This is a genomic window from Rhizobium sp. SEMIA 4085, assembly GCF_013004495.1.
Lineage (GTDB): Bacteria > Pseudomonadota > Alphaproteobacteria > Rhizobiales > Rhizobiaceae > Rhizobium > Rhizobium gallicum.
In genome coordinates this window covers 1-18,842 of the sequence record NZ_JABEPH010000013.1, presented here as the reverse complement: position 1 = coordinate 18,842, position 18,842 = coordinate 1, and the positions used below count along the sequence as shown (strand labels likewise).

The window sequence follows — 18,842 nt, the reverse complement described above, 5'->3', positions numbered from 1 at the left end:
TCTATTTGGCGGTAGCCAGGACCTCTTCTGCACCTGCATCGAACTGCAGCTTCGCCAGCCTGGCATAGATGCCGCCGTGGCGGATCAGGCTCTGATGCGTGCCTTCCTCGACGATGCGGCCCTGATCCATGACGAGAATGCGGTCGGCTTTCAAGACGGTCGCAAGGCGATGGGCGATGACGAGCGTCGTGCGGCCGTGCATGAGACCGTCGAGGGCCTTCTGCACCAGCGTCTCACTCTCGGCGTCAAGGGCTGACGTCGCTTCATCGAGCAGGAGGATCGGGGCGTTCTTCAAGATCGCGCGGGCGATGGCGATACGCTGGCGCTGGCCGCCGGAAAGGGTAATACCGCGCTCGCCGACCTCGGTGTCGTAGCCCTTGTCCAGCCTCGCGATGAATTCATCGGCCTGGGCGGCAATCGCTGCGGTGCGTACGTCCTCGCGCGTCGCGCCGGGGCGGCTGAAGGCGATGTTGTCGTGGATTGAAGCGGCAAAGATGGTGACATCCTGCGGCACGATCGCCATGCGTTCGCGCAGATCGCCGGGCGTTACTTCGCGCGCATCGATGCCATCGATCCCGACGCTGCCCTGCTGCGGATCGTAGAAGCGGAGCAGCACAGAGAAGACGGTGCTCTTGCCGGCGCCTGATGGGCCGACAATGGCGACGGTTTCGCCCGGCGTCACATTGAAGCTCAGGCCATGCAGCGCCGATTTTCCGGGGCGTGACGGATAGGCGAAGTGCACGTTCGAGAGTTCGACGCGCCCTAGGGCCGGAACGGGCAGTGTCTCAGGCTTTTCCGGTGCTGCGATCGTCGAGACTTCGTCCAGCAGCTCGGTCAGCCGGTCGGCGGCGCCTGCCGCTTGCGAGAGTTCTCCCCAGACTTCCGACAAGGCGCCGAGAGAGCCGGCGGCGATGACCGAATAGAGCAGGAACTGCCCGAGCGTGCCGGCCGATAGCGTTCCCGTCAGAACATTGTGCGCGCCAACCCAAAGGACAGCAACGACGCTGCCAAAGATCAGGGTGATCGCAATGCCTGTCAAAAGCGCGCGCGAGCGGATGGCCGAGCGTGCTGCCTCATAAGCGGATTCGACGGCAGCGCCATAGCGGCTTGCGGCCGCATCCTCGCCGTTGAAGGCCTGGACGGTGCGCGTGGCAGCAATCGTCTCGTTGGCAAAGGCGGAAGCTTCGGCGAGCGTATCCTGCGCGGCACGGGAGCGCTTGCGCACGGACCGCCCGAATCCGACGAGCGGGAAGACGATCAGCGGGATTGCGCCGAGCACAAGACTTGAAAGCTTCGGCGAGGTCACGATCATCATGCCCATGGCACCGAGACAGAGGATCAGATTGCGAAGTGCCACCGAGGCGGTGGCACCGACAGCCGATTTGATCTGCGTGGTATCGGCCGTCAGGCGTGACACAATCTCGCCGGACTGGTTGACATCGAAGAAGGAGGGAGAAAGCCGTGTGACATGCGCAAAGACATCCCGGCGCAGATCCGAGACGATGCGTTCGCCGAGCGTGATGACGAAATAGTAGCGAAAGGCGCTTGCGGCCGCGAGTATTACGGCGATGACCAACAACATGGCAAAGTAGCTGTTGATGAAGGTGCCGTCAGCTTGCGTGAAGCCATGATCGATCATGCGGCGCACGGCAAGGGGAAGTGTGAGCGACGTCACGGCGGCAACGACAAGCGAAACCAGCGCGCCTGCGACGATGCCGCGGTAACGCTTCACATAGGGTGCCAGTCTTCCGAACGGCTTCAAGGAACGCGACTTCTTTTCCGCGGTCTGCACTGCGTTTGCCAAATCATCTCCAATCGCCCCAATACCGCTGATCAGCGGTTTGTAGGCCCTTGTTATCCGGGCGGCCTTCATGTATAGGCACCGCATCCGAATGGGAAGCCGTAGCCTTAGCGACTGCGGCTTCATTTATTCAATCGGTTCTCTTGCCGCAATGACTTGCGTCAAATTGGACCCTGGCATCGCAGGAAGATTGTTATGAAGGCTGATATCCATCCCGACTACCACGTCATCAAGGTGGTGATGACCGATGGCACCGAATACGAAACCCGCTCGACCTGGGGTTCGGAAGGCGCTGTCATGAACCTCGAAATCGATTCCAAGTCCCATCCGGCCTGGACCGGCGGCAACCAGCAGCTCATGGACCGCGGCGGCCGCGTGTCCAAGTTCAACAAGCGCTTCGGCGGCCTCGGCCTCTAATCGCTTCTGCGGCACGGAATTTGAAAAGAGCCCGAGATTCCGGGCTTTTTTATTGCTTGAATCTGAATGAGTGCCGGGGCAGGCAAGCTGCAGTTCACGATCCTCGATGAGATACAGCGGCAACCAATCGCCGCGCGAGATGATCCGAGTACTCTGTACCTGTTCATTGATCATGAAAAGCAGGCATCCTTTAGCTTGCGGATATCTTGCCGCGCTTTTCCATGCGCTGGACGTCCCGTTTGAACTTTCCTGATTGAACAGGCGTCAGCACGGATCAGCGGCCAAGATCTTCAAAGAGGGCGTCGGCATTTTCGAGGCGCTTGCCTTGGCCTTCTTCCAGTTCCATTGCTTTTTCCGATGCCTCGGCACGCTTCAAATAGCAGGCGATGCTCGTCGGCACCGCATCATCAGAAAACGGATTGCGTCGGAAACGGAAACCCCATCGCTTCGAGGGCGGCAGTCGCCTTCTCTATTGTTTCTGTACCCATATACTCGCGCGCACCACTGCATGTGCGGACATCGCTTCCGCCTGGCTTTAGCGACAAGCAGTATGCAGCAAAAAACCGGCCGCGTCTCACGCAGCCGGTTCCATCTTTAGCCTATGCAAGTTCTCAGTTGTTGCCGAAAGCCGTTTGCAGCAGGCTCAGTTGTGCCTGGACGCTGTTCTGATTGTCCGGGACGATCGGCGCTTCGTTCGGGCGATAGATTTCACGGTCGAGAAGGGCAACGCGGTTCTGGAGGCGCAGCGAGCGTTCGACGAGATCGCGGAAGGCTTCCGGCAGATCGCCCCAGCCCGGAGCATTGCGGTCCACGTTGAACCCGTCGAGGCGGACCTTGTTCTTTTCAGCGAGAACCTGGTCTCGCGACATCTCACCGTTATTGACGGCACGCTGCAGGAGCAGCCAGGACGCCATCTGCATCAGGCGGGTCGTGAGGCGCATCGATTCGGCAGCGTAGAGAACAGAAGCCATGCGGGGCAGAACCTTGGATGCGGCGCGGCCATTGCCATCCAAATAGGCGGCAGTTTCCTCGACCAGCGACATGCCTTCCGCGTACAGTGTCTTGAACTGCGAGGATGCGGCAACGCGGCCCGCAAAACTGATGGTGTTCAAACCGAGTTCCGACATTCAAATGGTTCCTGTTGCACGCGTCTACAGATGTTCAGGTAACGCCAGCCTGAAACAAAAGTTTCAGAGGCCTGTCTTTATGTCTTTAGGATGGTATCTTTAGCCCAAATGCGCAAGGCGTTTCTTAAGAAAAGGTTAACTTCCACAGTTTCGTGGGAAATCGGCGCTGGCGCAAAAAGAAGAGCCGCAAAAGCGGCTCTCAAGGTAAAACAGGGAGAAAAATCAGACCAATTCGCCGCATGGAAAACTGTCTGAGATCCAGACGAAATCTGGATAAGAACAGTAATATCTCATAAAGCTTAATATTCTATTAACATTGTTTCGTATTAAGACTTGCGGCAGCGGTTATTCGCTTGCCCGTAGCCTTTGATCGAACGCTAGGAGCGAAAAAGGTTTTCGGCTGCGGCGCGTCCCGAAGCCTTCCTCGTGACTTCCGCCTCTATGCGGGCAATCTCCGCCTTCAGCTGTTCGACACGTTCCTTCAGCTCGTCCACGGAAAGCATGGAGAGGTCGGATCCGATTTCGTAAGCCGCCTTCTTAGGCAGGTCATCGTCAATGAAGCTCATGAGCAATCCTCCATCCGGTTCTCAGCCGTATTTTACAGCAGGATCGTCGCTTTCGGGAGGCTTGTTCGACATGGGTTCGACAAGCGACATGCTTTCGGGCGTCAGCATCTGCGAGGTGCCGGTCGGCATCGTCGTGTAAGTGTCGCGTTCGCTTGCCGGCACTGCGGCGCGAATGCGGCTGCGGATGATTGCGTAAGCGGTGATGAAGACATGCGACAGCGCCGTGACGAGGAAGAGTGCGTGCGGGCTTGTCATCGCCATGACAGGACCGCCGATCGTTGGTCCGATCACGGTCCCGATACCGTAGAGCAGCAAGAGCCCGCCGGAAACCTTCACGAAATCCTCGGCGGAGGCGAAGTCGTTCGCATGCGCTACGGCGATCGGGTAGAGCGTGTTGGCGACTGCGCCGTAGAGGATGACAAGGCCGATAAGAAGCGCGGGTGAAGAGGGATGCAGCACCACGATCAGAAGGCCAGCGACCGCGGCAACCGCCGACATGACCGCCAGAACATACCGGCGATCGACACGATCGGAAAGGCGGCCGGCTGGAAGCTGCATAAGCGCACCGGCGAAAATGGTGGCGCTCATCATGATTGCGATGCTGGCATCGGAAAGTCCCGCACCTGCCCCGAAAACCGCGCCAAGCGTGCCGTAGGCACCGTTGGCGATGCCGACCATCAGGATGCCGAGGCAGGAGACAGGCGAATTGCGGTAGAGCGCAGGCAGGTCGAGCTTCACGGCCTTCAGCGGCTGCGGCGAGGCTGCGGTCGAGAGCGTCGTGGGCAGCATGGCGATGCAGTAGAAGATTCCGCAGACCATGAAGAGCAACGGCGTTCGCACGTCTTCGAGCGGGATCATCATCTGGCCGCCGACGACGCCGAGAAGGGTGATGCCGATATAGAGCGAGAAGATCGCACCGCGGCTTTCGTTCGTGGCGCGCTCGTTCAGCCAGCTTTCGATGATCATCGAGGTGCCGGCGGTCGAAAATCCGGTGACGGCGCGCAGCGCGATCCACCAGATCGGATCGATGATGATGCCGCTCACAAGGGCGATGATGGCGATGATCGAGATGAAACCGGAGAAGGCGCGCACATGTCCGACGCGCCGCACCAGTTTGGGGGCGACGAGGCAGCCGACGACAAATCCCGCCGCCCAGGACGTGCCGAGCAGGCCGAGCGTGGTCGTGGCGTAACCCTCGAGATTGCCGCGGACGGGGAGCAGGATGCCCTGCAGGCCATTGCCCATGAAGAGGAAAAGCGTTCCGAAAAGCAGCGCGGCGACGGACAGCAGATTTCTTCTCATTTCCAAATTCTCGGCAAGTTCGATTTAAAAAGTCATAAGACAAGACGCTGCCCGCCCTGTCCCAATGGTGTTGATTATGGTTCGGAATGCCGTTACGGCATGAAGAAGTGCTGTGTTCGCGCGGAATAATGTCCGTCCTGTGACATTCTGAAATATTGGAAAAATAATGCCATGACAAAGCTGCTGGCGCTGTTGCTCGTCCTTGCCATGGTTATTCAGATCATCAAGCCGCTGGGGCTTCCTGGTTTGCGGCAGCGGATGGACTTTTGGAAGATTGCGCTGATTGCGTTTGCCGTTTGGGCGCTCGCGCTTCTTGGCCGCGACCTGATCGCCTAGACGGTGATCTCACCGCGCATGACCGGCACGCAACTGCCGGAAATCGCGACGTCCGTCACGATGCCATCCTTCTTGACGACGTCGACTTCGATGATGCTGCGCCGGCCCATCTCGACACCTTGCTCGATCGTCACACGCTGGGTCACGGTTTGCTCCGGTGCGAGCGAGACGAGATGGGCGGAGAGTGCGGCGGAAGCGCTACCTGTCGCCGGATCCTCGGGAACGTTGTCTAACGGCGCGAACATGCGGGCGCGGATCGTCCAAGGCTCGTCCGGCGAACGGACATAGACGAAGAGCGAGAAATCGTGATTGCTTTCAGCGTTCGGGCCGGCAGCCTCTTGGAAATGCGTGAGATTCGGTCGGGCGGCGCCAAGCGATGCCAGACCGTCGAGTTCGGCAACCGCAAAGGTAAGGCCGACGGAGACAAAAACCGGTTGGTGGGTCGATTTGACAATTGCGCTGCGGTCGATGCCGACGCAGCGTGCAATGGTTTCTTCGCAGACGGCAGCCCCGATATCCAGAGGCCGAGGTGCACGGATCGTTGCAGCAGTTACCCGACCTTCAATACGCCGAAGCGCCACTTCAACCAGACCGGCCTTTTCTTCGAAACGCAGCGTATCGCCGATCGGCCTGCCGAAGATCTCCTGCTGCTGGCCGAGAACATAAGCTGTACCGACATTCGGATGACCTGCGAAAGGCACCTCCATCGTCGGCGTGAAGATTCGGACATTCGCCGTGTTGGCGGGATCCTTGGGCGGCAGGACGAAGGTGATTTCGGAATACCTGAATTCCGCTGCGATCTTCTGCATCGTCTGGGTGCTGAGCTGCTCCGCGCCGGTGACGACTGCGAGCGGATTGCCTTCAAAACGGTTAGAAGTGAAAACGTCGACGGTCGTATAAGAAAGGACAGTCATTGCGGCTCCGATATTTTGGAAACCGCAATAATGAGTCACGTCCGTCGATCGCCAAAGCGCAATCTTGTCGCCGTGACAATGCAAGAATTTAGCTTGGCGAGCTTGCGCCGCCCTCCTGCATTCCAGTGCTTGTCTGGGAACGAAGCCACCGCGCGTCCGCGCCGAGAATGGTTTTCTTCATCATTCGTTTTCGAGTCAGTCGCGCCAGGACATGGCGGACCCGTGACAAGCTCACGGGGCCGCGTCGCAAGGGCGCTCAGTGGCGGCTACGCCGCCTTTTCGAGTTCCTGTTTCCAGTGGCCCTTGGCCGCAAGGCTGTTCATTTCGGCGCGGTGGCTGAAGGCGCGCTGGCCAGCGGCGACGTTTTCCTGTTTTCCGCCCCACGCCTTCAGGGCCGGATCCTGCCGCGCGCGGCCATAGGAGAAGGTGACCTTCCACGGCAATTCGAATCCGGAATTGATCGCCGATAGGTGAGCTGTCGCCTCTTCGGTGGATTGACCGCCCGAAAGGAAGGCAATTCCGGGCACGGCGGACGGAACGGTGCGCTTCAAAACCTGGACGGTGCGTTCGGCGACTTCCGCAACGGATGCCTTGCGGGCGTTCTTGCCGTCAATGACCATGTTTGGCTTCAGGATCATGCCTTCCAGGCTGACGCGTGCATCGGCAAGTTCTTCAAAGACGGTGCGCAGCGTCCATTCGGTGACTTCGGCGCAGCGGTCGATGTTGTGGTCGCCCGGCTTGCCGTCCATCAGGCATTCCGGCTCGACGATCGGCACGATACCGGCTTGCTGGCAGAGCACGGCGTAGCGGGCGAGTGCATGAGCGTTCGCTTTCATCGAACCCCAGGTCGGCAGCGAGGAGGAGATGGCGATCACGCCGCGCCACTTGGCAAAGCGCGCTCCGGCTTCATAATATTTGGCAAGGCGGTCGGCCAGGCCGTCGAGGCCTTCGGTGATCGTTTCGCCCGGATACTTCGCCATCGGCTTGGCGCCGGTATCGACCTTGATGCCTGGAATGCTGTCTGCAGCCTTGATGATGTCGACGAAGGTCGTGCCGTCGGCCGCCTTCTGATAAAGCGTCTCTTCATAGAGGATCACGCCCGAGACATACTTCTTCATAGCCTCGTCGGAGCGGAAGAGCATTTCGCGATAATCGCGGCGGCTCGTTTCCGTGGATTCCAGGCCGATCGTATCGAACCGCTTTCCAATCGTACCGGTCGATTCATCGGCGGCAAGCAGCCCCCGGCCACCCGCTACCATCTTTGCTGCAATGTCTTCCACGCGTTCGCTCATTTTTACTCTCTCCACGACAAAAAAATCGGCAACCATGCATATAGGTCGGCGATAACAGAAGTTTATAGGCAGGAGAATGGAGCGCTAAGTCATTGAAACGATTGAAATCATTTCAATCGTTTGAAACTTTGAGATTATTTTCGCTGCGTGAGCAAAAGACCGCCGAAGCCTAAACGCTTCCGCGGTCTATCCGTATGTAAAGATTGCCAAATCAGCCGGGCGTTACTTGCCGGAAAGAACGGCAACACCCGGTAGGATCTTGCCTTCCATCCATTCGAGGAAGGCGCCGCCTGCGGTCGAAACATAGCTGAAGTCATCCGCGGCACCGGCATGGTTCAGTGCCGAAACGGTATCGCCGCCGCCTGCGACGGAGGTGAGCTTGCCAGCCTTGGTGCGTTCGGCAGCGTATTTGGCCGCTGCGACCGTCGCCTTATCGAAAGGCTCGATTTCGAATGCGCCGAGCGGCCCGTTCCAGACCAGCGTCTGGGCGCGCTCGATCCAGGCCTTGACCACCTCGACCGACTTAGGACCGACGTCGAGGACCATGGCATCTTCCGGAATGGCATTGATGTCGACGGTCTGGTTTGCGGCACCTGCCTTGAACTCGCGCGCGACAACGCCGTCTTCCGGCAGAATGATCGCGCAGCCGGCTGTCGCGGCTTCGATCATGATCTGCTTTGCGGTTTCGCCAAGGTCATGCTCGCAGAGCGACTTGCCGACATTGGTGCCGCGCGCGGCGAGAAAGGTATTGGCCATGCCGCCGCCGATCACCAGGGCGTCGACCTTCTTCACGAGGTTCATGAGCAGATCGATCTTGGTGGAAACCTTGGCGCCGCCGACGATGGCAACGACCGGGCGGGCCGGACTGCCGAGGCCTTTTTCGAGCGCTTCGAGCTCCTGCTGCATCGTGCGGCCGGCATAGGCAGGAAGCAGGTGGGCAAGGCCCTCGGTGGACGCATGGGCGCGATGCGCGGCGGAGAAAGCGTCGTTCACATAGATGTCGCCATTGGCAGCGAGCGCCTTGGTGAACTCCGCGTCGTTCTTTTCCTCACCTTTGTGGAAGCGGGTGTTTTCGAGAAGCAGGATATCGCCATCCTTCATTCCGGCGACGGCCGAAGCAGCCGCTTCGCCGATCGAGTCCGATGCCGTGGCAACCGGCTTGCCGAGCACCTTTGAAACGTCCGGCGCGATCAGCGAGAGCGAGAGGTCCGGTGAGGGGCCTTCTTTCGGGCGGCCGAAATGCGCAAGCAGAACAACCTTGGCCCCCTTCTTCGACAGTTCGAGGATCGTCGGCGCAACGCGTTCAATGCGCGTCGTGTCGGTCACCTTGCCGTCTTTCACGGGCACGTTGAGGTCGACGCGGACGAGAACACGCTTTCCGGCGATGCCGCTGAGGTCGTCGAGAGTCTTGAAAGCTGGCATGGGACTATCCGTTCGTTATTTGCCTTGGAAGGTGGCCGACCATAGCAAGGATGCCTCAAGACGCAAGGCGTTCAACCGTGGTTTTCACGCGCGTTTTCGTCATGGTCCGGCACGCCCTTGGCCGTTGCGGCTTCCGGTTTTTTGCGACCCTTGAGGCGGTCGCGGACACGCCGGACGATGTCATGCAGATTGATGAAGATCGGCAGCGTGATGGCAGGCTCGACAGCCTCGAGCGACATGCCGACCGAGGTGATATGGGCCTGGTCGTCGAGGTCGCGGACGATCAGGATGATCGAGCCGAGACGGACGCGATCGGCATAGTCCGCCTTGCCGCCAAGGCGCTGCTTCATCAGTTCGGCGATCGTCAGCCCCTTCTCGGATTCATTCAGCAGGCCCGGGCCGTAGGCAGCATCGAGATCGGCTGCAGGGCGGGCAGGGGAGAGCGCGAAGGCACCAAAGAACTCGGCATCGTCTGCATCCACCGGCGCGCGACTGGCGAAGAGCCGGTCAAGCAGACGCGAATGGCTCGGCACGATGAACAGATAGACGAGATCGTTCTCGCGTAGCCGCCCGGCATATTGATAACGCATCGACTTGCCGTCGCGGATGACGAGCGAAGGCGTTGCCCAGCGCGGGATGCGCTCGCCGCGAAGGATCGGACTGTCCTTGATGACGCGATAGGAAAGTAGCTCGTGGTTTGCCGCACCCGGCAGGTCGACCTCGACCTTGTCGACGGCACCCATGCGCGGGGGAATGATGAGGCCGAGCTTCTTGGCCACTGGCTTGATCGTCCAGCCCTGAATGAGCAGCGAGACCAGCACGATGATGAAGGCGGTGTTGAAATAGATCTGCCCGTTCGGCAGCCCGCCGAGGATCGGCATGATGGCGAGCAGGATCGAAACTGCGCCGCGAAGCCCGACCCAAGCAACGAAGCCGATCTCCTGCTGCGTATAGTCGAAAGGCAGGAGCGAAAGCCAGATGGCGAGCGGACGGGCGACGAAGATCAGGAACAGCGCCAGTACAACCGCTGGGAGGATGATCGCCGGAAACTGGGAGGGCGTCGCGAGCAGACCGAGCACGAGGAACATGATGATCTGCGCGAGCCAGGTCATGCCGTCTTGAAAGCGTTTGATCGATCCCAGCGCCGGAAGCTTGCGGTTTCCGGCATAGATGCCGGCGACATAGACGGCCAGAAAACCGCTGCCGCCGACGGCGCCTGCGAAGGAAAACACCAGCATGGCAAGGCCGAGCACAAAGATCGGCGTGAGGCCGCGGTCAGTGTCCAGACGGCCGACGACCTGCGCGATCATCATGCCGCCGAGCAGCCCGAGGATGACGCCAAGGCCCATTTCCTGAATGAACACCGCAAGCATGCCGATATTGATGCCGGCATAGCCTTCGCCGCTGGCAAGCAGTTCGACGAGGGCGATGGTGAGGAAGATCGCCATTGGATCGTTGGTGCCGGATTCCACTTCGAGCGTCGAGCGCACCTTGTCGCGGATGTTGATGCCACCGATGCGCAGCAGGAAGAAGACGGCGGCCGCATCCGTGGAGGCGACGATCGAGCCGAGCAGCAGGCCCTCGAGCCAGGTGAAGTTCAGCAGCCACATGGCGACCACGGCAAAGAGGCCGGCGGTCATCAGCACGCCAACGGAGGCAAGCGTCAGCGAAGGTATGGCCGCGAGCTTGAAGGCCTGAATCGGCGTGCCGAAGCCGGAATCGAAGAGAATGATGGCAAGTGCGATCGAACCGAGGATATAGGCGAGGTAATTGTTGCTGAACTCGATGCCGAGCCCGTCTACACCCGCAATCAGGCCGATTGCCAGGAAAAGCAAAAGCAGGGGAGCGCCAAAGCGGAAGGCGAGCAGGCTTGAGAAGGCCGCAAGAAGCACAAGCGCCGTCGATACCAGTACGACGATGTAGAATGCTTCCACGTCCAACCCCTTTTCATTGCCCGCCGCAAACCCGCCCCGGCATGCAGCTATTTCCGCCCTCCACGCTTCAATCCGCCTGCATCAGTAAACGGCAAAACAGGTAAGAAGGGTAGGCCTTGTGGCTTAACCTCGCTTGCCTGCGGCTTCATGCTGCTGAACGGCGCGCCGGACGGCTGGCCGGTGGGGATGCTACGGGAGAGATTCTCATTGAAGAATTTATAGGTAAATCAGGCAAGAGCAGGGCAAGGAGAAGAGGACTGCAATTTTTTGTTTTTCGAAAGGTCGTTAGACGCCGCTCAAATTTTTCTTCACCGCGAAGCACTTCTGAATTCTATCCACGAGCGTGCCATCGCGGAGCGGCACCTTGTCAATGGTCTTATATGTCCGGAAGCCCATCTTCTCATAATAAGCGAGTCCGCCAGTGTTATCGGCGCGGATGGTTGCATTGATGAATGCGACGCCGCGCTCTTCGGCGGTGGACAAGGTCGCGGCGAAGAGCTTCGTGCCGACGCCGGGTATCTTCGGGCTCAGGCGAGCAAAGGTTCCGATGTCGGCCCACCCTTTCGGTAGGTTTTCGTAAAGGCTCAGGAACTGAAATCCTGCAATGCCGGGCCCGGCCTGTGCGACGTGGCATGTCAGTGCGGACTTACCGGTGATGAACCAGTCGGTCAGCTCCTTTACTGAGAGGGGCTCTTCCAGAGCAGTGGTGCCGCCAACTTCGATTATTTCGTTGAGGAGCACACAGAGCTCTTCTGCGTCGTCTGCGCTTGCCTTTCGAATATCGAGATATTCCACGATCTTCATCCTCGTTTTGCCGGCATGGGCAGATACATGCCGTTTTTGCCGCAAGGGACTTGATAGCTCGGGCAGTGCTCAAAACAAGAGCGGCCCGCTTTCGCAGGCCGCCTTCCTAAATCCGCTTGGCAAAACTTAGCTGAGTTTTGCAAATGCAACGGCCGTGTCGGCCATGCGGTTGGAGAAGCCCCACTCGTTGTCGTACCAAGTGAGGATTCGGACGAAATTGCCTTCCATGACCTTGGTCTGGTCGATTGCGAATATCGAGGATTGGCTGTCGTGGTTGAAGTCGCGCGAAACCAGCGGCTCCTCGGTGTAGCCGAGAACGCCCTTCAGCTTGCCGTTGGCGGCAGCCTTGATGGCTTCGTTGATTTCCTGAACCGTGGTTGCTTTCTTGGCGACGAACTTGAAGTCGACGACGGAGACGTTCGGGGTCGGGACGCGGATCGACGTGCCGTCGAGTTTGCCCTTCAGTTCCGGCAGGACGAGGCCGACGGCTTTTGCCGCACCGGTCGAGGTCGGGATCATCGAGAGTGCGGCAGCGCGGGCGCGGTACAGATCCTTGTGCATCTGGTCGAGCGACGGCTGGTCGTTTGTGTAAGAGTGGATGGTGGTCATGAAGCCGTGGTCGATGCCAACGGCGTCGTTCAGCACCTTGACGACCGGAACCAGGCAGTTCGTCGTGCAGGAGGCGTTGGAGATGACCATGTGCTCCTTGGTGAGCTGGTCGTGGTTGACGCCGTAGACGACGGTCAGGTCAGCACCGTCGGCAGGCGCCGAGATAAGGACGCGCTTGGCGCCGGCGGTGAGGTGGGCTGCGGCCTTGTCGCGCGCGGTGAAGATGCCGGTGCATTCCATCGCGATGTCGACGCCGAGTTCCCGGTGCGGTAGCGTCGCCGGGTCCTTGATCGCCGTCACCTTGATCGGCCTGCCATTGGCGACGACGATCGTGTCGCCTTCGACCTTGACGGCTGCGGGGAAGCGACCGTGGATCGAGTCATAGCGCAGCAGGTGGGCATTGGTTTCGACGGGGCCGAGGTCGTTGATCGCGACCACCTCGATGTCAGTGCGGCCAGATTCGACGATCGCGCGAAGAACATTGCGGCCGATGCGGCCAAAGCCATTGATGGCAACCTTAACAGTCATTTGCATTCACTCCCTAGATATGGGGCTTGCGGATGAGTGGAGAGCGCCGGAACGCTCCCCCTTTAGAGTTTGGCTTCTGCTGCGGCGACAACGGCTTCCGCCGTGATGCCGAAATGCTTGTAGAGTTCCTTGTACGGGCCGGAGGCGCCGAAGCTCTTCATGCCGATAAAGGTACCTGCCGGGCCGATAAAGGCGTCCCAGCCTTCGCGGACGGCGGCTTCGACGGCGATCTTGACCGGCGACTTGCCGAGGACCGCATTGCGGTAGGCTTCCGGCTGCTCGAAGAAGAGTTCGGTGCAGGGAACGGAGACGACGCGGGTGGAAACGCCCTTGCCTTCCAGCGTGGCGCGCGCGGCGATGGCGATCTCGACCTCGGAGCCCGATGCGAAGATCGTGACCTTGGCATCATCGGAGCCGGCGAGCGTGTAGGCGCCCTTTGCCGAGAGGTTCTCCTCGCTGTATTCGGTGCGCACGGCCGAAAGGTTCTGGCGGGTGAGCGCCAGGCCCGACGGACGGTTTGGCGTCGTGATGGCGATCTGCCAGCATTCGGCGGTTTCCGTGGCATCAGCAGGGCGGAAGATCATCAGGTTCGGAACGGCGCGCAGTGCGGCGAGCTGTTCGACCGGCTGGTGCGTCGGGCCATCTTCCCCGAGGCCGATCGAGTCGTGCGTCAGCACGTGGATAACGCGGATGCCCATCAGCGAGGCGAGGCGGATCGGCGGGCGGCAATAATCCGAGAAGATCAGGAAGCCGCCGCCGTAGGGGATCAGGCCGCCGTGCAGCGAGATGCCGTTCATGGCGGCCGCCATGCCGTGTTCGCGGATGCCGTAATGCATGTAGCGGCCGGAGAAGTCGGTCGGGGTAATCGACTTCATCTGGCTGGTCTTGGTGTTATTCGAGGGCGTCAGGTCGGCGGAGCCGCCGAGCGTTTCTGGCAGGAAGCCGTTTATGACTTCGAGCGCATCTTCCGAAGCCTTGCGGGTCGCGACCGTCGGCTTGGTTTCGGCAAGCTTCTTCTTGTACTCGCTGATCGCTGCATCGAAGCCGGGCGGCAATTCGCCGGCAAAGCGGCGGGTGAACTCGGCCTTCTTGTCGGAGGCAGCGAGGCGGCCCTCCCAGGCCGTGATGGTTTCGGCAGAACGGGTGCCCGCCTTGCGCCAGGCTTCCAGAATGTCGGCCGGGACGGTGAAGGCTTCGGCGTCCCAGTTCAGGGCCTCGCGGGTAGCGGCGATTTCATCTGCGCCGAGCGGGTTGCCGTGCACCTTGTGGGTGCCCTGCTTGTTCGGCGCGCCGAAGCCGATGATCGTCTTGCAGGCGATCAGTGTCGGACGGTCGGATTTTTGCGCGGCTTCGATAGCGGCGGCAACGGCAGCCTGGTCATGACCATCGACTTCGATCGTGTTCCAGTGCGCTGCCTTAAAGCGCGCAACCTGGTCGGTCGAATCCGACAGCGATACGGCGCCGTCGATGGTGATCGAATTGTTGTCCCAAAAGACGATGAGCTTGTTGAGCTTCAGGTGGCCAGCGAGCGCGATGGCTTCCTGGCTGACGCCTTCCATGAGGCAGCCGTCGCCGGCGATCACATAGGTGTAGTGGTCGAGCAGGTCGGAGCCGAACTCCTCGCGCAGCTTGCGCTCGGCGATCGCCATGCCGACCGAATTCGCGATACCCTGGCCGAGCGGGCCGGTGGTGGTTTCGATACCGGTCGCATGGCCGTATTCCGGATGGCCGGCTGTCTTATAGCCGAGCTGGCGGAAATTCCTGATGTCCTCGATCGACATGTCCGGATAACCGGTCAGATAAAGCAGCGAATAAAGCAGCATGGAGCCATGACCGGCCGACAGCACGAAGCGGTCGCGGTTCGGCCAGTGCGGCTGCTTGGGATCGAAGTTCAGATATTTCGTAAAGAGAACGGTGGCGACATCCGCCATGCCCATCGGCAGGCCCGGATGGCCCGAATTTGCCTTTTCGACGGCATCCATGGAGAGAAAACGGATCGCATTCGCCATCCGGTCATGTTGTTCGGGAGAGGTCATGGCTTTTCCACGGGGTTCCGGTGTCGGGAGATGGCCTCGAGCCTTCTGAAGGCCATCGATGAAAGCGGGTGAGACATAGCAGTTGGAACGGCCAAGTCAATAAATTGCGGGCCATATCCGGGCCGGGTGCGACGATTTTTGACATTTGATCGTTGAGTTGTGCAAAAGACGAATCGGCCGCTTCAGGTGCGTGTATTTCAGTCATCCACAGAATAGGGCCTATGCGCCGGTATGGCTTTTATTGACGCGCCGTCGGCTAGCTGCATATCCTGTTGAAATCACTGGACCGGCAAGGCCTGCCGATTCGAGAGGTCTTGCGCGGGAGAACCGGACAGCGACATGACGCCCACAGGCAAATCCATGGAAGCGGCCCTCAACGAGCTGAAGCAGGCGATTTCCGGCTTGGAAAACGCCGTGGATATGCGAATCGAACGCCAGCGCGAGCAGGGCGACATCGAGGGCGAGGTTCGACGCGTGCATGCCGATCGCTCCAAACTCGCGCAGGAACTCGACCAGGCAGAATTCCGTGCCAACCGGCTGGAAGAGGTCAACCGCGAGGTTTCGCGGCGGCTGGTAACGGCGATGGAGACGATCCGCGCGGTTCTGGACCGCTAATGGAAAGACAGTGACATGGCACAGGTGACGGTAACGATTGACGGGAAGGCCTATCGAATGGCCTGCGAGGAAGGACAGGAAGACCATCTGACCGACCTCGCCAACCGCTTCGACCGCTATGTCGGCCACCTCAAGGGTCAGTTCGGCGAAATCGGCGATCTGAGGATCACCGTCATGGCCGGGATCATGGTGATGGACGAAATCTCCGAGCTGAGCCGCCGCGTGGGTGAGCTGGAAGCCGAGCTCGAAACGTTGCGCGGCAATCGAGACACCGTTCTTGCTGCGACCGCGCGGACGGAGGAAAGCCTCGCCGAAGTGCTCGGAGAGGTGACGAGCCGCATTCGCGGCCTCACCGACAAGCTCAACGGCCGGGCGCCTGCCGAGCTCAATTAAATTTTCGCAGCGTGCATGTCCCTCTGGCGCAGCTTCGTGAACGGCCTTATATATCGTGCTGCGATCTGCGCCTCTCGACAGGAACCACAATCCCTGGGGCCATACTCGATCCAAAGGGAGCTGTCCCTGACCAGGCTCGTGGGCCTGGACACACGGTGCCCACCTACGTTTGTAGGCGCCCAGGATCGTAAATCTCCATCGGCTGCCGCGGATCGCACTTCATTTTTCGGCGGCAGGGTTCCGCCCCTCGTCTATTCCGATATCTCTTCGCATATGCGCGTTCAGTGCGGTTGCCGGCTGCGGCGGGGCTGTGGATCTTTGCCGCTGCGCTGGAGCGGCGAGGCTGTTAAACGGTAGCAATGCATTCAGAATTTTTATCGAAAACCACATGGTCTATCTCCCTGTGGTCAATTTATTCTTGCTTTGCACCACGGTATAATGAAACTCGACTGTTATTATCATGAGAGATTTTCATGGCAGACCGTCCGTTGCCGCCGCTTTCGACCCTGCAGGCCTTCTGCGCTATTGCAAAGACAGGAGGCTTTGGGCGCGCCGCGGAGCGGCTGGGGCTGACACAGACAGCCGTCAGCCATCAGATCGCACAGCTGGAGGGCTGGATGGGCGGCCGGCTCTTCGATCGCGGGCGGCACGGCGCCCGGCTTTCACCGCTTGGTCTCAGGCTTCATCCCGAGATCGCGGGCGCACTTGCTTCGCTTGAAAGTGCTTTGCATCAGGCACGGGAGGCAAGCGCCAGTCCGTCACTGACGATCGCGACGACACCGGAATTTTCAAGCCAATGGCTTGCTCCGCGTCTCGAGGCTTTCTGCCGCCGCTATCCGAAAATCGAAGTCCGCACCGCCGTCGGCTATCAGCGACCGGATTTTTCGAGTGTCGATTTGGCGATCTGGCTTGGTCATGGCGGCCCGGACCTTGTGACGGAGCCGCTTCTGCTCGACGAGGAATTCGTCGTCTGCGCGCCGACCCTCTCAAGCCGGCTTCCAAGCCGTGGTGCCATTCGCGCCGCGCCGTTGTTGATCTATCGCGGCATGCGGCACACTGTGCTCGACTGGCAGCGATGGTACGAACAGGTGACTGTCCGAGACGATCCGAACGTCGAGCCACTTGCCGGCTTCGACATCGCAAGAGCGGTCGATGAAGCGCCGGTCTTCGATACCTTCGAGGAGATGCTGCAAGCTTGCGGCAGGGGACAGGGTTTTGCCCTGGTGCGCAGTTCGCTGGTTGCCGAGCATGTTGCCGCCGGAAGACTTGTGCGCTGTTTCGTCGAACGCCAGCCTGCAGCCCTGAACTATGCGATGCTTTATCCCCCCGGCGCCCTGGAAAGGTCGTCGTTGGCGCTCTTTCGAAAATGGCTTGTCAGCGAGACGGAGCATTCTTAAGCAGCCGCGTATCTTGAATTCAATTCACAACTGCTGGGCCGCTCCATCGGATTATCGACGCGGTGCCGCGCGTCCATATTGGGACCCGAACACTAACCTGCGCCCGAACTTTGGGCACATATCACGGGTCATTCTTATGCCACTTGCTCTTTTTGCCTTGACGATCGCCGCCTATGCGATCGGTACCACGGAATTCGTCATCGTCGGCCTGCTGCCGACTGTTGCCAATGATCTCCACATCACCTTGCCGCTCGCAGGTCTCATTGTCAGCGTCTATGCGCTTGGCGTGACTTTCGGCGCGCCGATCCTGACGGCGCTGACCGGCCGGATCGCCCGCAAACCGCTGCTGCTCGGGCTCATGACGCTCTTCATCGTCGGCAATGCCATGGCGGCGTCCAGCCCCGGTTACACACCGCTCTTGGTTGCGCGCGTGCTCTCGGCTTTCGCGCATGGCGTATTTTTCTCCGTCGGTTCGACGATCGCCGCCGATCTCGTGCCGGAGAACCGCCGCGCCTCGGCCATTGCCATGATGTTCATGGGACTGACTGTCGCGATCGTGACCGGCGTGCCGCTTGGCACTTTCATCGGGCAGACATTCGGCTGGCGGGCGACCTTTGCCGCCGTCGCGGGGCTCGGCGTCGTGGCCTTTGCCGGGATTGCGCTCCTGCTTCCTTCCAACCTCGCGAAGGCGCCGCCCGCGAGCATCAAGGATCAGGTTCGCGTGCTTGGCAGCGGCCGGTTGCTGATCGTCTTTGCCACCACCGCGCTCGGTTATGGCGGCACGTTCGTCGCCTTCACCTTTCTTGCGTCGATCCTGGAGGAGATCACCGGCTTTTCAGCCTCTGCCGTCAGCCTGATCCTCGTGCTTTACGGCATCGCGATCGCCATCGGCAACATTATCGGCGGACGGATTGCCAATCGTGATCCGGTGAGGGCGCTGACCGGGCTCTTCATCGCCCAGGCGATCGTGCTTGCTCTCTTCAGCTTCACGGCTGTTTCGCCATGGCTTGCGATCCCGACGCTGGCTGCGCTCGGTTTTCTCTCCTTTGCAAACGTGCCGGGCCTGCAGCTCTATGTCGTGCAACTGGCAAGGCAGGTCCGTCCGGCCGCCGTCGATGTTGCTTCGGCGCTCAACATTGCTGCCTTCAACCTCGGGATCGCGGCGGGCGCCTGGATCGGCGGGGGGGTGGGAGGAACCCCCCCCGGGGGCGCCGCCCCCCCCTGGGGGGGGGCTTCTCCCGCCCCGCCCGCTGCAGTACCTCCCCCGCCCGGGCGGCCCCAGCTTTCTTCTTTTTGTTCTCCCGGCACCGCCGCTACCGACGCAGGCTCCTCGTGAGGCTCCTCGTAGG

General features: G+C 60.3%; 18 protein-coding genes and 1 other RNA gene. 7 read left to right on the top strand and 12 right to left on the bottom strand.

The genetic code is table 11. The annotated features are described in order from the left end of the window. Window position 1 precedes the first annotated feature (1 nt). Window positions 2-1,873 (bottom strand): ABC transporter transmembrane domain-containing protein, encoded by a 1,872-nt coding sequence (locus C9413_RS02820; protein ID WP_082046573.1) that lies wholly within the window; start codon window positions 1,871-1,873, stop codon window positions 2-4. A gap of 123 nt (window positions 1,874-1,996) precedes the next feature. On the opposite strand from C9413_RS02820, the gene rpmE reads away from it, so the two are divergent. After that, window positions 1,997-2,218, top strand: coding sequence for a 50S ribosomal protein L31 (rpmE, locus tag C9413_RS02815; protein WP_027508080.1), 222 nt, complete (start codon window positions 1,997-1,999; stop codon window positions 2,216-2,218). A gap of 274 nt (window positions 2,219-2,492) precedes the next feature. On the opposite strand, the gene C9413_RS34140 is transcribed toward rpmE, so the two are convergent. The 4 genes from C9413_RS34140 to C9413_RS02795 form a co-directional block, all read right to left on the bottom strand. Beyond that, complete coding sequence (locus tag C9413_RS34140) at window positions 2,493-2,618, bottom strand: hypothetical protein (protein ID WP_267285073.1); 126 nt, start codon at window positions 2,616-2,618, stop codon at window positions 2,493-2,495. Window positions 2,619-2,829: 211 nt separating this feature from the next. Then, complete coding sequence (locus C9413_RS02805) at window positions 2,830-3,345, bottom strand: DUF1465 family protein (protein WP_022715797.1); 516 nt, start codon at window positions 3,343-3,345, stop codon at window positions 2,830-2,832. Window positions 3,346-3,722: 377 nt separating this feature from the next. Further along, on the bottom strand, window positions 3,723-3,911 hold the full coding sequence (locus C9413_RS02800; RefSeq protein ID WP_039846050.1) for a DUF1192 domain-containing protein: 189 nt from the start codon (window positions 3,909-3,911) through the stop codon (window positions 3,723-3,725). Between the two features lie 21 nt (window positions 3,912-3,932). After that, window positions 3,933-5,213 carry an MFS transporter gene (locus C9413_RS02795; protein WP_039846049.1) on the bottom strand — a complete coding sequence of 427 codons (1,281 nt, stop codon included), beginning with the start codon at window positions 5,211-5,213 and terminating at the stop codon, window positions 3,933-3,935. Window positions 5,214-5,384: 171 nt separating this feature from the next. Between C9413_RS02795 and C9413_RS02790 the strand changes: the two genes are divergently transcribed. Further along, the gene (locus C9413_RS02790; protein ID WP_166677319.1) at window positions 5,385-5,549 is read left to right on the top strand and encodes a hypothetical protein; all 165 of its coding nucleotides are present in this window, start codon (window positions 5,385-5,387) and stop codon (window positions 5,547-5,549) included. Here the strand turns inward: C9413_RS02790 and C9413_RS02785 are convergent. From C9413_RS02785 to tkt, 7 genes are all read right to left on the bottom strand, one after another. After that, window positions 5,546-6,463 carry a PhzF family phenazine biosynthesis protein gene (locus tag C9413_RS02785; protein ID WP_039846981.1) on the bottom strand — a complete coding sequence of 306 codons (918 nt, stop codon included), beginning with the start codon at window positions 6,461-6,463 and terminating at the stop codon, window positions 5,546-5,548. The two genes, C9413_RS02790 and C9413_RS02785, sit on opposite strands and share 4 nt — an antisense overlap. 266 nt (window positions 6,464-6,729) lie before the next feature. Continuing rightward, the gene (locus C9413_RS02780; RefSeq protein WP_170250173.1) at window positions 6,730-7,755 is read right to left on the bottom strand and encodes a class I fructose-bisphosphate aldolase; all 1,026 of its coding nucleotides are present in this window, start codon (window positions 7,753-7,755) and stop codon (window positions 6,730-6,732) included. A 222-nt stretch (window positions 7,756-7,977) separates the two neighbouring features. Then, window positions 7,978-9,177 (bottom strand): phosphoglycerate kinase, encoded by a 1,200-nt coding sequence (locus C9413_RS02775; protein ID WP_039846047.1) that lies wholly within the window; start codon window positions 9,175-9,177, stop codon window positions 7,978-7,980. 71 nt (window positions 9,178-9,248) lie between these two features. Then, window positions 9,249-11,111, bottom strand: a complete 1,863-nt coding sequence (locus C9413_RS02770) for a potassium/proton antiporter (protein WP_170250172.1) — start codon at window positions 11,109-11,111, stop codon at window positions 9,249-9,251. Between the two features lie 285 nt (window positions 11,112-11,396). Continuing rightward, window positions 11,397-11,915: a GNAT family N-acetyltransferase gene (locus C9413_RS02765; RefSeq protein ID WP_039846046.1), complete on the bottom strand. Its 519-nt coding sequence runs from the start codon at window positions 11,913-11,915 to the stop codon at window positions 11,397-11,399. A gap of 126 nt (window positions 11,916-12,041) precedes the next feature. Continuing rightward, the gene (gene gap, locus C9413_RS02760) at window positions 12,042-13,052 is read right to left on the bottom strand and encodes a type I glyceraldehyde-3-phosphate dehydrogenase (RefSeq protein ID WP_039846045.1); all 1,011 of its coding nucleotides are present in this window, start codon (window positions 13,050-13,052) and stop codon (window positions 12,042-12,044) included. 62 nt (window positions 13,053-13,114) lie between these two features. Continuing rightward, window positions 13,115-15,088 (bottom strand): transketolase, encoded by a 1,974-nt coding sequence (gene tkt, locus C9413_RS02755; protein ID WP_039846044.1) that lies wholly within the window; start codon window positions 15,086-15,088, stop codon window positions 13,115-13,117. A gap of 339 nt (window positions 15,089-15,427) precedes the next feature. Here tkt and C9413_RS02750 point away from each other — a divergent pair, with 339 nt between their 5' ends. The 5 genes from C9413_RS02750 (at window position 15,428) to C9413_RS02730 (ending at window position 18,829) form a co-directional block, all read left to right on the top strand. Continuing rightward, on the top strand, window positions 15,428-15,703 hold the full coding sequence (locus C9413_RS02750; protein ID WP_022715786.1) for a DUF4164 domain-containing protein: 276 nt from the start codon (window positions 15,428-15,430) through the stop codon (window positions 15,701-15,703). A gap of 15 nt (window positions 15,704-15,718) precedes the next feature. Continuing rightward, window positions 15,719-16,096 carry a cell division protein ZapA gene (locus C9413_RS02745; RefSeq protein ID WP_039846043.1) on the top strand — a complete coding sequence of 126 codons (378 nt, stop codon included), beginning with the start codon at window positions 15,719-15,721 and terminating at the stop codon, window positions 16,094-16,096. Between the two features lie 59 nt (window positions 16,097-16,155). Further along, a non-coding RNA gene (ssrS, locus tag C9413_RS02740) (6S RNA) lies at window positions 16,156-16,314 on the top strand. A 255-nt stretch (window positions 16,315-16,569) separates the two neighbouring features. Further along, entirely contained in the window at window positions 16,570-17,493 is a 924-nt protein-coding gene (locus tag C9413_RS02735) for a LysR substrate-binding domain-containing protein (RefSeq protein WP_039846042.1), read from the top strand. Window positions 17,494-17,629: 136 nt separating this feature from the next. Beyond that, window positions 17,630-18,829 (top strand): MFS transporter, encoded by a 1,200-nt coding sequence (locus tag C9413_RS02730; RefSeq protein ID WP_246703686.1) that lies wholly within the window; start codon window positions 17,630-17,632, stop codon window positions 18,827-18,829. The last annotated feature ends 13 nt before the right edge of the window (window positions 18,830-18,842 follow it).